This window comes from Pseudomonas paeninsulae, from assembly GCF_035621475.1.
GTDB classification, from domain to species: domain Bacteria; phylum Pseudomonadota; class Gammaproteobacteria; order Pseudomonadales; family Pseudomonadaceae; genus Aquipseudomonas; species Aquipseudomonas paeninsulae.
Map to the genome: position 1 here is coordinate 5,257,310 of NZ_CP141799.1, position 13,019 is coordinate 5,270,328.

At 64.1% G+C, this 13,019-nt stretch carries 11 protein-coding genes; 7 read left to right on the plus strand and 4 right to left on the minus strand.

The genetic code is table 11. The features are described from left to right. The first annotated feature begins 503 nt into the window (after positions 1-503). On the plus strand, positions 504-806 hold the full coding sequence (locus VCJ09_RS24255; protein WP_324732531.1) for a c-type cytochrome: 303 nt from the start codon (positions 504-506) through the stop codon (positions 804-806). Positions 807-896: 90 nt separating this feature from the next. On the opposite strand, the gene zwf is transcribed toward VCJ09_RS24255, so the two are convergent. Beyond that, the gene (gene zwf / locus VCJ09_RS24260; RefSeq protein ID WP_324732532.1) at positions 897-2,384 is read right to left on the minus strand and encodes a glucose-6-phosphate dehydrogenase; all 1,488 of its coding nucleotides are present in this window, start codon (positions 2,382-2,384) and stop codon (positions 897-899) included. 113 nt (positions 2,385-2,497) lie between these two features. Between zwf and hexR the strand changes: the two genes are divergently transcribed. Together hexR and VCJ09_RS24270 are read left to right on the plus strand one after the other, a co-directional pair. Beyond that, positions 2,498-3,364, plus strand: a complete 867-nt coding sequence (gene hexR / locus VCJ09_RS24265; protein ID WP_324732533.1) for a transcriptional regulator HexR — start codon at positions 2,498-2,500, stop codon at positions 3,362-3,364. 233 nt (positions 3,365-3,597) lie between these two features. Beyond that, on the plus strand, positions 3,598-3,822 hold the full coding sequence (locus VCJ09_RS24270) for a PA3496 family putative envelope integrity protein (RefSeq protein WP_079204015.1): 225 nt from the start codon (positions 3,598-3,600) through the stop codon (positions 3,820-3,822). On the opposite strand, the gene VCJ09_RS24275 is transcribed toward VCJ09_RS24270, so the two are convergent. Next, complete coding sequence (locus tag VCJ09_RS24275) at positions 3,764-4,726, minus strand: LysR family transcriptional regulator (RefSeq protein WP_324732534.1); 963 nt, start codon at positions 4,724-4,726, stop codon at positions 3,764-3,766. The genes VCJ09_RS24270 and VCJ09_RS24275 overlap by 59 nt on opposite strands. A gap of 190 nt (positions 4,727-4,916) precedes the next feature. On the opposite strand from VCJ09_RS24275, the gene VCJ09_RS24280 reads away from it, so the two are divergent. From VCJ09_RS24280 to VCJ09_RS24295, 4 genes are all read left to right on the plus strand, one after another. Continuing rightward, complete coding sequence (locus tag VCJ09_RS24280; protein WP_079204017.1) at positions 4,917-6,332, plus strand: acetyl-CoA carboxylase biotin carboxylase subunit; 1,416 nt, start codon at positions 4,917-4,919, stop codon at positions 6,330-6,332. A gap of 69 nt (positions 6,333-6,401) precedes the next feature. Beyond that, complete coding sequence (oadA, locus tag VCJ09_RS24285; protein ID WP_079204018.1) at positions 6,402-8,222, plus strand: sodium-extruding oxaloacetate decarboxylase subunit alpha; 1,821 nt, start codon at positions 6,402-6,404, stop codon at positions 8,220-8,222. 122 nt (positions 8,223-8,344) lie between these two features. After that, positions 8,345-9,286, plus strand: coding sequence for a sodium-dependent bicarbonate transport family permease (locus VCJ09_RS24290; protein ID WP_324732535.1), 942 nt, complete (start codon positions 8,345-8,347; stop codon positions 9,284-9,286). Position 9,287: 1 nt separating this feature from the next. Next, the gene (locus VCJ09_RS24295; protein ID WP_324732536.1) at positions 9,288-9,590 is read left to right on the plus strand and encodes a P-II family nitrogen regulator; all 303 of its coding nucleotides are present in this window, start codon (positions 9,288-9,290) and stop codon (positions 9,588-9,590) included. Positions 9,591-9,627: 37 nt separating this feature from the next. Here VCJ09_RS24295 and VCJ09_RS24300 read toward each other — a convergent pair whose 3' ends face one another. Then, the gene (locus VCJ09_RS24300; RefSeq protein WP_324732537.1) at positions 9,628-10,980 is read right to left on the minus strand and encodes a sigma-54-dependent transcriptional regulator; all 1,353 of its coding nucleotides are present in this window, start codon (positions 10,978-10,980) and stop codon (positions 9,628-9,630) included. A gap of 214 nt (positions 10,981-11,194) precedes the next feature. Next, entirely contained in the window at positions 11,195-12,949 is a 1,755-nt protein-coding gene (locus tag VCJ09_RS24305; protein WP_324732538.1) for a sensor histidine kinase, read from the minus strand. Between the last annotated feature and the right edge of the window lie 70 nt (positions 12,950-13,019).

A 13,019-nucleotide genomic window follows, 5' to 3' on the forward strand; every position in this document is an offset into this window, starting at 1 on the left:
GCGGGTGGATATGACGCGCCTGAATCTCCCGGATCTTTCGTAGAATACCTGCCCAGCGCGGGGAAGATGCACGGTGACAGAGGGGGGTTGATTACAGGGCGCGGGCGGTGCTAAATAAAATTCAATGGCTAGTGGATATATCGACCAGGTCCGGAAATTGCTCACGGCTATATTGGGCAACTGCTCGTCGCGCGATTAGCCACTCTATCTTTCGCCGTTCGGTAGTTTGGCAAAGTTGCCCGTCGCGGGTTCAGGGCCAGCAGCGCCTGCGCCCGCGCCCCGTTCGAGCCGAGACCCGTTCATGGCGTCATGCAGAAAAGTACTTTGGTGCCATGCAATTGCGGCTTTTGTACAAGAGCCGAACAAAAGCCCTACAAAATATACTGTTTTTGCCTAGTCATCAGAGAGGGAATTACAGAATGAAAATGCGCCTGTCATCATCATTAGCGTTGTTATGCACTGCATTGGCTGCGGCCCCGTTGGTCCAGGCTGCAGAGGGCGGCATGGAAGCGGCCGGACGCCAGTTGTTCAGTCACCACTGCACGGCGTGCCACTCGCTGGACAGCAGCGAGAACGCCTTCGGCCCCAGCCTGTTCGGTGTGGTCGGTCGCCCGGCGGCTTCCGTGCCCCGCTTTGCCTACTCGAACGCCATGCAGGCCTCGGGGATCACCTGGAGCGAAGACAACCTGCGCAAGTGGATTAGCGACAACGAGGCGTTGGTGCCGGGCACGCGCATGCGTCACGTATCCATTACCGACCCGGCTGAACAGGATTACCTGATCAGCTTCCTGCGTTCACTGAAGTAAGCCACTGGTCACTGGGTTGCAACGTCACAGCGCAACCCGCCGATCTGCCGCACGGCACCTTCCCGGTGGGTCGGCGCCGTGTGCGTCGGCTCACTCCATCCACTTGCGTCCCGCCAGTTCCAGCAGCAGGTTGGCTTGCTCCGGCCCGCTGCTGCCGGCCGCATAGGGTCGCGGGCTCTGGTGGTGTTGCTGCCAGCCATTGATGATCGGATCGATCCAGCTCCAGGCCGCTTCGACTTCGTCGCGGCGCATGAACAGCGTCGAGTCGCCTTCGATCACGTCCAGCAGCAGGCGCTCATAGGCGTCCCAGCGGCGCTTCTGGTGAAACGCCTGGGCCAGGTTGAGGTCCAGCTCCACCGGCGCCAGCTGCATGCCCTTGCCGGGGTTCTTCGCCATCAGTTGCAGGCTGATGCACTCCTCCGGCTGCAGGCGGATCAGCAGGCGATTGGCCTCGCCGTCGCCGAACAGCTGGTGCGGCACCGGCTTGAACTGGATCAGGATCTCCGAGGTTTTCTTCGCCAGGCGCTTGCCGGTGCGCAGGTAAAAGGGCACGCCGGCCCAGCGCCAGTTTTCGACTCCCACCTGCAGGGCGACGAAGGTCTCGGTATCACTGTCGTTGTCGACATTCTTCTCGAAGTAGTAGGCCGGCACTTCCTGCCCGCCGATCTTGCCGGCGCTGTACTGGCCGCGCACGGTCTTGTCGCGCACGTCGAGGCCGGAGATGGGCTTCAGCGCCTCGAGCACCTTGAGCTTCTCGTTGCGCACCGCCTCGGCGTCGAAGCGCACCGGCGCCTCCATGGCCACCAGGCAGAGCAGTTGCAGCAGGTGGTTCTGGATCATGTCGCGCATGGCGCCGGCGTTGTCGTAGTAGGCGCCGCGATTTTCCACGCCGAGGGTCTCGCACACGCTGATCTGCACGTGGTCGATGTGCCCGGCGCGCCACACCGGCTCGAACAGGGCGTTGGCGAAGCGCAGCGCCATCAGGTTCTGCACGGTTTCCTTGCCCAGGTAATGATCGATGCGAAATACCCGCGACTCGTCGAATACCGCACCGATCGCCGCGTTGATCGCCTGCGCCGACGCCAGCGAGTGACCGATCGGCTTCTCCAGCACGATGCGCGCGTGAGGCCCAGCCAGGCCGGCGATCTTCAGGTGCGAGGCGATGTCCTCGAACAGGTCGGGGGCGGTGGCCAGGTAGTAGACCCGCACGCGTTCGCCAGCGGCGCCCAGGTGCTTGGCCAGGCGACCGAAGTCGGCACTCTGACTGGCGTCCATGGCGAAATAATCGAGGCGCGCGGCGAAGCTCTGCCAGGTGTCGTTGTCGAAGTCGGCGCGGGCCACTTCGGCGCGGCAGTGGCGTTCGGCAAGGGCCTGGTAGGCGCTACGGCTATGGGGGCTGCGCGCCAGGGCAAGGATACGCACGTCAGCGTGCAGCCGGCCGACGCGGTGCAGGTGGTAGAGCGCAGGCAGCAGCTTGTGCAGGGCCAGATCGCCCGTGCCGCCAAAAACCAGCATGTCACAGGGAATGCTCAAAGCGGGAACTCCGACTCGGTTTAGCCGTGCGGGGGCGTCGGCCATGTAGTATAACTACAAAGTCACTACACCCACGGCGTGCCCCGATCATAACCGAGTCGTCTCTCGGCTGAAGATGGCACAACGTATTCGTCATCTTTCAGCCCGAGCCCATGCCCGTGAATTTGTTGCAGCACATCGCCCAGTCGCGCCATCTGTTACGCAAGTCGGAACTCAAGGTGGCCGACCATGTGCTGCTCGACCCGGCCGCGGTGATGCACAGTTCCATGGCCGACCTGGCCCACAGCGTCGGCATCAGCGAGCCAACCATCGTGCGCTTCTGCCGGGCCATCGGCTGCAGCGGTTTCCAGGACTTGAAGCTGAAACTGGCGCAGAGCCTGGCCGCTGGCGCCAGCTTCGGCCAGTTCGCGATCCATGAAGACGACTCGGTCGCCGACTTCAGCCTGAAGATCTTCGACACCACCCTGCACACCCTGATCGAGGTGCGCGAGAATCTCGACACACAGGCCTTGCAGCGTGCCATTGCCGCCTGTGCTCAGGCCCAGCGCGTGGAGTTCTATGGTTTCGGCGCCTCCGGCGCGGTGGCGGCGGATGCCCAGCACAAGTTCTTCCGCCTGCTGCTGACTGCCGCCGCCTACTCCGACCCGCACATGCAGGCGATGTCGGCGGTGACCCTGAAGCCCACCGATGTGGCCATCTGCATCTCCCAGTCCGGCCGCTCCAAGGACCTGCTGATCACCGCCAACCTGGTGCGTGAATCCGGCGCCACGCTGATCACCCTGTGTCCGAGCCAGACCCCGCTGGCCGACCTGGCCACGATCAACCTGGCCATCGACGTGCAGGAAGACACCGAGATCTATACCCCACTGACCTCGCGGATCGCCCACCTGGTGGTGATCGATGTGCTGGCCATGGGCGTCGCCATGTCACGCGGCCCGAGCCTGGTCAACCACCTGAAGAGCGTCAAGCGCAGCTTACGCAGCCTGCGCCTGTCGCCCAAGTCAGTGAAGCCGCACGAGGATTAGCGAACCCAGAGCCCTGCCCCTTCGATCAATGGGCACGTTCTGCAGCATCCTCCCTGCCCAGCTCTCGTAGCCGGATAAGCCTTGGCGCAATCCGCGAAACCGGCAGCGCAACGGCAGAGTCCATATACGGACGACAACGTCTCAAGTTCATCGCACCTTCATCGCCTTGCCCACAAAGCGTCACATCCCAGGCCGATCCTGTCATTCCCGTTGTTCAGCCTGGGAGACCTGAGATGCCTCGTTATTCGAATGAAGCGCAGTCACACGTCAACACTGATGCGAAAAGCCGGCGCAAGCTGCTCGACCAGCGTCGTATGGAATACCGCCGCGCCATCGAAAGCTACGCCGAACACCGGCAGTTGCAGGAGCAATTGGCCGATTACCCGGAGCTGGTCGCCGCTAACTACCTGGCGGCCGCTCAGGCGCCGGCTCGGCGAAGCGCTCAGCCAGGGCGTTGATCTGGCTGCGCTGATCGCGCACGAAGGCGAAAAACGCCTGGGCCACCGGCGACAGGTATTTACCGCGCGGATGCACCAGGCACCAGCTGCGCAGCAATGGCAGCTCCGCCACCGGCAATTCGCGCAATGCGCCGCACGCCAGTTCGCGGCGCACGGCGTGGCGTGGCAACAGCGCCAGGCCGAGGCCGGCGAGCACCCCTTCGAGCTGGCTCTCGGTCGAACCGACCTCCAGGGTCTGGGCGAAGTGCGCGCGTTTCTGATGGCAAAATTCCTCGCCGGCCTGACGGGTGCCCGAACCCCGCTCGCGCACCAGCAGCGGCCAGGCGGTGAGGTCTTGCAAGGTCAGTGCGCCCTGCTGGCATAGCGGGTGCGGCGCTGGCGCTACCGCGATGATCGGGTTATTGAGGAAGGGCAAGAACTCCAGATTCAGGTCCGTCGGCACCTGCGACATGATCAGCAAGTCATCGCGGTTGGCGCTCAGGCGCTTGAGTGCCTGGGCGTGATTGGTCACCACCAGCTGCAAACTGACTTCCGGGTATTGGCGACGGAAAGCGGCGAACAGGTGCGGCGTGAAGTATTTGGCGCTGGACTCGACGGCCAGGCTCAACTGCCCCTGCAGGGAGCCTTGCAGGTCGCCCAGCTGCATGTCGAGGCTTTCCAGGCGGCCGAATATATCCGCGCTAGCCCGCTGCAGGGCCTCGGCGGCGTCGGTCAGGTAGAGCTTCTTGCCGACGTAATCGAACAGCGGTTGGCCGAGCAGCTCTTCCAACTGGCGGATTTGCAGGCTAACCGCCGGCTGGGTCAGCGACATGTCTTCGGCGGCGCGGCTGTAGGAGCGCTGTTGGCACACCGCGCGGAACACCTGAAGTTGGCGCAGGGTGATGCGCATCAAGGACTTGCGCACGGGATACCTCGTTCGGCTAGCTGCGGGTGGGCCTTGCGGCGGGGCTTTCGGCCGAGTGTATAAGCTATGACTTATAGCCAAGCAAATTATTATTGATTTCGATTATTCAACGCGCAGGCGTAGGGTGCATGGGTGGTCGCGACTAGCCACTAGCGATTACCTGTCTGTCCACTGGGTCGAGGAAGCACGCGTGATCAAGAAAATCCTGATTGCCAACCGCGGCGAGATCGCCGTCCGTATCGTGCGCGCCTGCGCCGAAATGGGCATTCGCTCGGTGGCCGTCTATTCCGACGCCGACCGTATGGCCTTGCACGTCAAGCGTGCCGACGAGGCCCATGGCATTGGTGCCGATCCCCTGGCCGGTTACCTGAACCCGCGCAAGCTGGTCAATCTGGCGGTGGAAACTGGCTGCGATGCCCTGCATCCCGGTTACGGCTTTCTGTCCGAGAATGCCGAGCTGGCAGATATCTGCGCCGAGCGCGGGATCAAGTTCATCGGCCCGTCCGCCGAGGTGATTCGCCGCATGGGCGACAAGACCGAAGCGCGACGCAGCATGATCAAGGCCGGCGTGCCGGTCACTCCTGGCACCGAGGGCAACGTCGCCGACATTACCGAGGCCCTGGTCGAAGGCGAGCGCATCGGTTACCCGGTGATGCTCAAGGCCACCTCCGGCGGCGGCGGCCGTGGTATTCGCCGTTGCAACTCGCGCGAAGAACTGGAGCAGGCGTTTCCGCGGGTGATTTCCGAAGCGACCAAGGCCTTTGGCTCGGCGGAAGTGTTCCTGGAAAAATGCATCGTCAATCCCAAGCACATTGAGGCGCAGATTCTCGGCGACAGCTTCGGCAACGTGGTGCACCTGTTCGAGCGCGACTGCTCGATCCAGCGGCGCAACCAGAAGCTCATCGAGATAGCCCCCAGCCCGCAGCTGACCCCCGAGCAGCGCGCCTATATCGGCGATCTGTCGGTGCGCGCGGCCAAGGCGGTGGGTTATGAGAACGCCGGTACCGTGGAGTTCTTGCTCGCCGAGGGCGAGGTGTACTTCATGGAGATGAACACCCGGGTGCAGGTGGAGCACACCATCACCGAAGAAATCACCGGCATCGATATCGTTCGCGAGCAGATCCGCATCGCCTCCGGCCTGCCGCTGTCGGTCAAGCAGGAGGACATCATCCACCGCGGGTTCGCCCTGCAGTTCCGCATCAACGCCGAGGACCCGAAGAACAACTTCCTGCCGTCCTTCGGCAAGATCACCCGCTACTACGCCCCCGGCGGCCCCGGTGTGCGCACCGACACGGCGATCTACACCGGCTACACCATCCCGCCCTACTACGATTCGATGTGTTTGAAGTTGGTGGTCTGGGCGCTGACCTGGGAAGAGGCGATGGATCGCGGCCTGCGCGCCCTGGACGACATGCGCCTGCAGGGGGTGAAGACCACCGCGGCCTATTATCAGGAGATCCTGCGCAACCCGGAATTCCGTAGCGGCCAGTTCAACACCAGCTTCGTCGAAAGCCACCCGGAACTGACCCAGTACTCGATCAAGCGCAAGCCCGAAGAGCTGGCGCTGGCCATCGCCGCCGCCATCGCCGCCCACGCCGGGCTCTAACGAATCGTAGCTCGGACCCAGTCCGGCAGTTGCAGCCACGGATCCTATCCGGGCGTCAGGAGAACAGAGATGAGCAAGACCGATCAGCCGAAACGCATCGCCGTCACCGACACCATCCTGCGTGACGCGCACCAGTCGCTGCTGGCCACGCGCATGCGCCTGGACGACATGCTGCCGATCTGCGACAAGCTCGACCAGGTTGGTTACTGGTCGCTGGAGGTCTGGGGCGGCGCGACCTTCGACGCCTGTGTGCGCTTCCTCAAGGAAGACCCCTGGACGCGTTTGCGCGAACTGCGCAAGGCGCTACCCAATACCCGCCTGCAGATGCTCCTGCGCGGGCAGAACCTGCTCGGCTATCGCCACTATAGCGACGACGTGGTCAAGGCCTTCGTCGCCAAGGCGGCGGCCAACGGCATCGATGTGTTCCGCATCTTCGACGCGATGAACGACGTGCGTAACCTGCGCGTGTCCATCGCCGCGGTGAAGGCCGCCGGCAAGCATGCCCAGGGCACCATCGCCTACACCACCAGCCCGGTGCACACGGTCGAGGCCTTTGTCGCTCAGGCCAAGGCCATGCAGGACATGGGCATCGACTCGGTGGCGCTCAAGGACATGGCCGGCCTGCTCACCCCTTATGCCACTTTCGAGCTGGTCCAGGCGCTGAAGGCCGAGGTCGACCTGCCGGTGTTCATCCACAGCCATGACACCTCGGGCATGGGTGCGATGTGCCAGCTCAAGGCCATCGAGGCGGGTGCCGAGCATATCGACACCGCCATCTCCAGCTTCGCCTGGGGCACCAGCCATCCGGGCACCGAGTCGATGGTCGCCGCGCTCAAGGGTAGCGAATACGACACCGGCCTGGACCTGGCGCTGATCCAGGAGATCGGCCTGTACTTCTATGCCGTGCGCAAGAAGTACCACCAGTTCGAGAGCGAATTCACCGCGGTGGATACCCGCGTGCAGGTCAACCAGGTGCCGGGCGGGATGATGTCCAACCTGGCCAACCAGCTCAAGGAACAGGGCGCGTTGAGCCGGATCAACGAGGTCTTCGCGGAAATTCCGCGGGTCCGCGAAGACCTCGGTTTTCCGCCGCTGGTGACCCCGACTTCACAGATCGTCGGCACCCAGGCGGTGTTCAACGTGCTGGCTGGCGAGCGCTACAAGACCATCACCAACGAGGTAAAACTCTATCTGCAGGGCCGCTACGGCCTGGCGCCGGGCAAAATCAACGAGCAACTGCGCAAGCAGGCGATCGGCAACGAAGACGTGATCGACGTGCGTCCGGCCGATTTGCTCAAGCCGGAAATGAGCAAGCTGCGCGGCGAAATCGGCGCCCTGGCCAAGTCCGAAGAGGACGTGCTGACCTATGCCATGTTCCCGGACATCGGCCGCAAGTTCCTCGAGGAACGTGAGGCCGGCAGCCTGACCCCGGAAGTACTGCTGCCGATTCCCGAGGGCGGTAGCGTGGCCGCTGCCGGGGGCGCCGGGGTGCCGACCGAGTTCGTCATCGACGTGCACGGCGAAAGCTACCGGGTCGACATCACCGGCGTCGGCGTCAAGGGCGAGGGCAAGCGCCACTTCTACCTGTCCATCGACGGCATGCCGGAAGAAGTGGTGTTCGAGCCGCTCAACGACTTCGTCGCGGGTACCGGCGGCAAGCGCAAGCAGGCCAGTGCGCCGGGCGACGTCAGCACCAGCATGCCGGGCAATATCGTCGATGTGCTGGTCAAGGAAGGCGACACGGTGAAAGCCGGCCAGGCGGTATTGATCAGCGAGGCGATGAAAATGGAGACCGAAGTGCAGGCGCCGATCGCCGGTACGGTCAAGGCCGTGCATGTAGCCAAGGGCGACCGGGTCAATCCGGGCGAAGTGCTGATCGAGATCGAGTAAAGTCGGGTCACTGAAGCCCATCCCCTGATGGGCTCAGGACGCCGCAACTGTTTACCTCGGGGGGCCGCAAGGCTCCCTTTTTTTAACTGAACGCCGGGCTGTCATGGGTGTTGGAGGCGGTAATGGGGCTTGACCCGGTGGTGCTGTTTTTTCTCTTCGGTCTGTGTGCCGGCCTGCTGAAAAGCGAGCTGAAGCTCCCGCCAGCCCTGTATGAAACGCTGTCCATCATGTTGCTGTTGGCCATTGGTCTGCACGGCGGCGTGGAACTGGCCGAACAGGCCAGCTGGCAATTGCTCGGCCAGGCGGCGCTGGTGTTGGGGTTGGGTGTGGCGCTGCCACTGCTGGCCTTTGCCGTGCTGCGTGGTCTGGGCTTTGATCGGGTCAATGCGGCGGCAGTAGCGGCGCACTATGGCTCGGTCAGCGCCGGTACCTTTGCCGTGGTGGTGGCGTTCATGCTGGCCCGTGGCATCGAGTTCGAGAGTTATATGCCGCTGTTTGTGGCGATTCTGGAGATTCCGGCAATCCTGGTCGGCATCCTCCTGGCCAAGGGCCTGGCCCGCGATACCGACTGGCGCGAACTGGGGCGGGAGATCTTCCTCGGCAAGAGCATCATGCTGCTGCTCGGCGGCCTGATCATCGGTGCGGTGGCCGGCAAGGAAGCGATCAAGCCGCTGGAGCCGCTGTACACCAGCATGTTCAAGCCGGTGCTGGCGTTCTTCCTGCTGGAGATGGGCCTGATCGCCTCCGGCCAGCTGGGCTCGCTGAAGCAGTTCGGCCTGCGCCTGGTCGGCTTCGCCCTGTTCATGCCACTGCTCGGGGCGCTGGTCGGGGCGCTGCTGGCGCGCTTTATGGGGTTGTCTCTCGGCGGCACCGCAATGCTCGCCACCCTGGCGGCCAGCGCCTCCTATATCGCGGTGCCGGCGGCCCTGCGTCTGGCGTTACCGCAGGCCAATCCTTCGCTATCCTTGACCGCCTCGCTGGGGATCACCTTTCCCTTCAACATCCTGATCGGCATTCCGCTGTATCTGGCGCTGGCCGAACAACTGATCGCCTGGGGACTCTGAGATGAACGCACACACCCGTACCCTGCTCACCGTGATCTGCGAAGCCGCGCTGGAGAAGAAGCTGCTGGCCGACCTGCAACAGCTCGGTGCTCCCGGCTGGACCATCTCCGACGCCCGTGGCCGTGGTGGCCATGGCGTGCGCAGCGCCGACTGGGACACCGAGGGCAATATCCGTCTGGAGATCATCTGTACCCGGGACATCGCCGAACGCCTGGCCGCCCACCTGCAGGACCAGTACTACGCCAACTTCGCCATGGTCTGCTACCTGGCGCAGGTGGAGGTGCTGCGCCCGGATAAATTCTAAGGCTGTCGCGGAGTGCGCGGCGTTTATCGGGCCGACCTCAATCCTCGTCGCCACTGCCCGCCGGGCGATAGCTGCTGCGCTGCAGGCCATGGCGTTGCATCTTCTCGTTGAGGGTGCGTCGCGGCAGCTGCAACAGCGCCATGACCTCGGCGATATTGCCCTGGCAGTGCTGCAAGGCACGGTGCAGGCATTGCGCCTCGAAGGTTTCCATCTGCTCGGCCAACGACTGCGCCGGCAACTCGCCAGCATCTTCAACCGGGGTGCTCAGACCCAGTGCCTGACGCTCGGCGGCGTTGATCAGCTCGCGCACATTGCCCGGCCAGTCGTGACCGAGCAACCGGGTCAAGTCGGCTGGCGACAGCGGCGGCAGCTCGCGGCCGTGGCGCTGGGCGGCCTGGCTGGCGAAGTGCTCGAACAGCAGGGGAATGTCCTCGCGCCGCTCGCGCAGCGGTGGAATGCGCAGGCTGGCGACGTTCAGCCGGTAGTACAGATCCTCGCGGAAACGCCCGGCGCGCACTTCATCGAGCAGATCCGGCTTGACCGCGCTGATCACCCGAAGATCGACCTGGATACTGCGGTTGGAACCGAGCCGCTCCAGGGTTTTCTCCTGCAGTACCCGCAGCAGTTTGACCTGCTGGGCCAGCGGCAGGCTTTCCACCTCGTCGAGAAACAGGGTGCCGCCGTCGGCATGCTCGATACGCCCGATGCGCTTGCCCTGGGCACCGGTGAAGGCGCCGCTTTCGTGGCCGAACAGCTCGCTCTCGAACAGTTGCTCCGGGATCGCCGCACAGTTGAGGGCGACGAAGGGCTTGCCGGCCCGCGAACTGAAATCATGCAGGCAACGGGCGACCCGCTCCTTGCCGCTGCCGGTGTCGCCGCGAATCAGGACATTCACCGAGGTACCAGCCAGCTCGAGAATCTGCCGGCGCAGGCTCTCCATCGGTCGTGAGACGCCGAGCAGTTGCGCCTCGATATGGTCCTTGAGGGCGAACTGCTGACGCAGTTGGCGGTTCTCGCAGACCAGCCGGCGCTTGTCCAGGGCGCGGTGCACACTGTCGAGCAAACGCTCGGGGGTGAAGGGTTTCTCGATAAAGTCATAAGCGCCCTGGCGCAGGGCCTGCACCGCCATGGGCACATCGCCGTGGCCGGTGACCAGGATCACCGGCAGGTCGCGGTCCAGTTCCAGCAGCTTGTCCAACAGTTGCAAGCCATCGGTACCGGGCATGCGCACGTCGCTGATGACGATTCCGGGGAAGTCGCGGTCGATCAGCGCCAGGGCCTGTGCCGCATTGGCGCAGCTTTGTACGCGAAACCCCGAGAGCTCCAGCCACTGCTGCACCGCCTCGCGGATCGCCGTCTCATCATCGACCACTATTACCTGACCGCTCATAGCACCTCCTTTCTCGACGGCGGCAGTGTAGCGCCTGGGTATTTTCGTAGGGTGGGTTAGGCGCATAGTAACGCGCCTGCGCGCCGATGCCCGACGCGCCGTAACCCACCAATGGCGTCCCTCTGCATCACGACCTGATGGGTTACGCGGCGCTCGAATAGCCTCGTTGTCTTTACCTATTCTGGTCTGCGCCGCTAACCCATCCTACGGGTTGTCACGGGTTCGACGCCGCCGGCAACCTGATGGTGAACAGCGCACCCGTCGCGCCATTGCTCACGCCCAGGCTGCCACCCAGCTCACGGACGATGCCGTAGGACACCGCCAGGCCGAGGCCCAAGCCCTGGCCCACCGGCTTGGTGGTGAAGAACGGCTCGAACACGCGCGTCAGGTTTTCATCGGCAATGCCGCCGCCACTGTCCATGATACTCAGCAGGCACTGCTCGCCCTGACGCTGGATCGACACGCTGAGCAGCCGCTGCTCGGCACCGGCCATGGCATCCAGGGCGTTGTTCAGCAGATTGAGCAGCACCTGCTCGAGTCGAATCGCATCGCCCAGCACCAGCGCGTTGCTGTCTATATCGCTGCGAAATTCAACCTGCTCGCCGCGCAGGCGTGGCCCCAGCAGTTGCAGCGCCTGTTCCAGCACATCGCCCAGGCGCAAGCGTTCGCTGAGGCCGGCCGGGCTCTTGCGGGCGAACGTCTTCAGGTGCCCGGTAAGCCCGGCCATGCGTTGCAGCAAGCCATCGATACGGCGCAAGCCTTCGTGCACATCGGCCTGGCGACCGCTGTCGAGCAGCAGGCGCAAGCTGCCCAGATGCATCTGCATGGCGGTCAGCGGCTGATTGATTTCATGGGCCATGGCCGCCGACATCTGCCCCAGCGCGGCCATCTTCGCCGCGTGCACCAGGCCATCCTGGGCCTCGCGCAACTCGGCGGTGCGCAGCGCCACCTCGCGCTCCAGGCGCTCGCGAATGCCGGCCTGCAGGCGCTGGTTCTTGCGCCGCTGGGCCAGGAACAGCAACAGGAACGCCAGAGTCATCCACACCCCGGCGGCGGCCAGGCGGTAGCTGCGCACGCTATTGACCAGGGTCTGCGGCTCGACCAGCAGGTGCAGGGTCCAGTCTTCCTCGGGCAGCGCCAGGCGTTGCCAGAGGTAATCGCGGCGCCCGTCCGGGCCATCGACCCGGCGCCATTCGCTGTCCGCGCCGATGCGCCGGCGCAGTTCGCTGGGCAGCGGTTGCAGCGCCTGTTCGGCATACTTGCGCACCTCCACCAGCTCGTCACGGGCCTGTTCGCTCAACGCTTGCAGGGCAAGAAAGCGCCAGGCCGGGCGGCTGCTGAGAATCACCACCGAGTAACTGTCGGCCACCAGCAACACCCCGGCCTGGCCGGCCCACTCGCGCTGCAACGCCTCCAGTTCGAGCTTGACCACCAGCACGCCGAGCACCGCGCCGTCATCGTCGCGCACCACATGGGAAAGGAAATAACCGGGAACCCCGGTGGTCACGCCCACTGCGAAATAGCGCCCGGAAGACTGGCGCACGGCATCCTGAAAGTACGGGCGGAAGGCGTAGTTGTTGCCGACGAAGCTGCTCCAGTCGCGCCAGTTGCTTGCCACCAGCGTCTCGCCCTGGCTGTCGAGCAGGTAGAGCACGGTGGAGCCGGCGGCGGTGTTCAACTGCTCCAGGCGCTGATTGAGTTTTTCGCGCAACAGGCGATCGTCCGGCGCATGCAGCAGCGACTTGATATCGCTGTCCAGCGCCAGCACCTCGGGCACCGAACGGAAGCGTTCGACCAGGGTATGAATCGACTGGGCATAGAGTTGCAATTGGCCACGCGCCTCGACGCTGCGCTCCTGCCAGGCGCGCTGCTCGGCATATCGCCCGGCCAGCCACATGCTGACGAGCAGGCCGAGGAGGATCAGCAGCACGATCAGGATGACGCGAAAACGCTGAAAAAAGGCTGGCATGCACGGCTCGACTCGACCCAATCCCGGCATGGTAAGGCAAAGCGCAGCCCATTGCAGGCGCGCGAGGGGT

Bases quoted from the DNA above. Each gene is read 5' to 3' on its own strand.
- VCJ09_RS24305 (WP_324732538.1), bottom strand. From the start codon at position 12,949: ATGCCAGCCTTTTTTCAGCGTTTTCGCGTCATCCTGATCGTGCTGCTG.
- VCJ09_RS24300 (WP_324732537.1), bottom strand. From the start codon at position 10,980: ATGAGCGGTCAGGTAATAGTGGTCGATGATGAGACGGCGATCCGCGAG.
- VCJ09_RS24270 (WP_079204015.1), top strand. From the start codon at position 3,598: ATGCCTCGTTATTCGAATGAAGCGCAGTCACACGTCAACACTGATGCG.
- VCJ09_RS24290 (WP_324732535.1), top strand. From the start codon at position 8,345: ATGGGGCTTGACCCGGTGGTGCTGTTTTTTCTCTTCGGTCTGTGTGCC.
- zwf (WP_324732532.1), bottom strand. From the start codon at position 2,384: ATGGCCGACGCCCCCGCACGGCTAAACCGAGTCGGAGTTCCCGCTTTG.
- oadA (WP_079204018.1), top strand. From the start codon at position 6,402: ATGAGCAAGACCGATCAGCCGAAACGCATCGCCGTCACCGACACCATC.
- VCJ09_RS24295 (WP_324732536.1), top strand. From the start codon at position 9,288: ATGAACGCACACACCCGTACCCTGCTCACCGTGATCTGCGAAGCCGCG.
- VCJ09_RS24255 (WP_324732531.1), top strand. From the start codon at position 504: ATGGAAGCGGCCGGACGCCAGTTGTTCAGTCACCACTGCACGGCGTGC.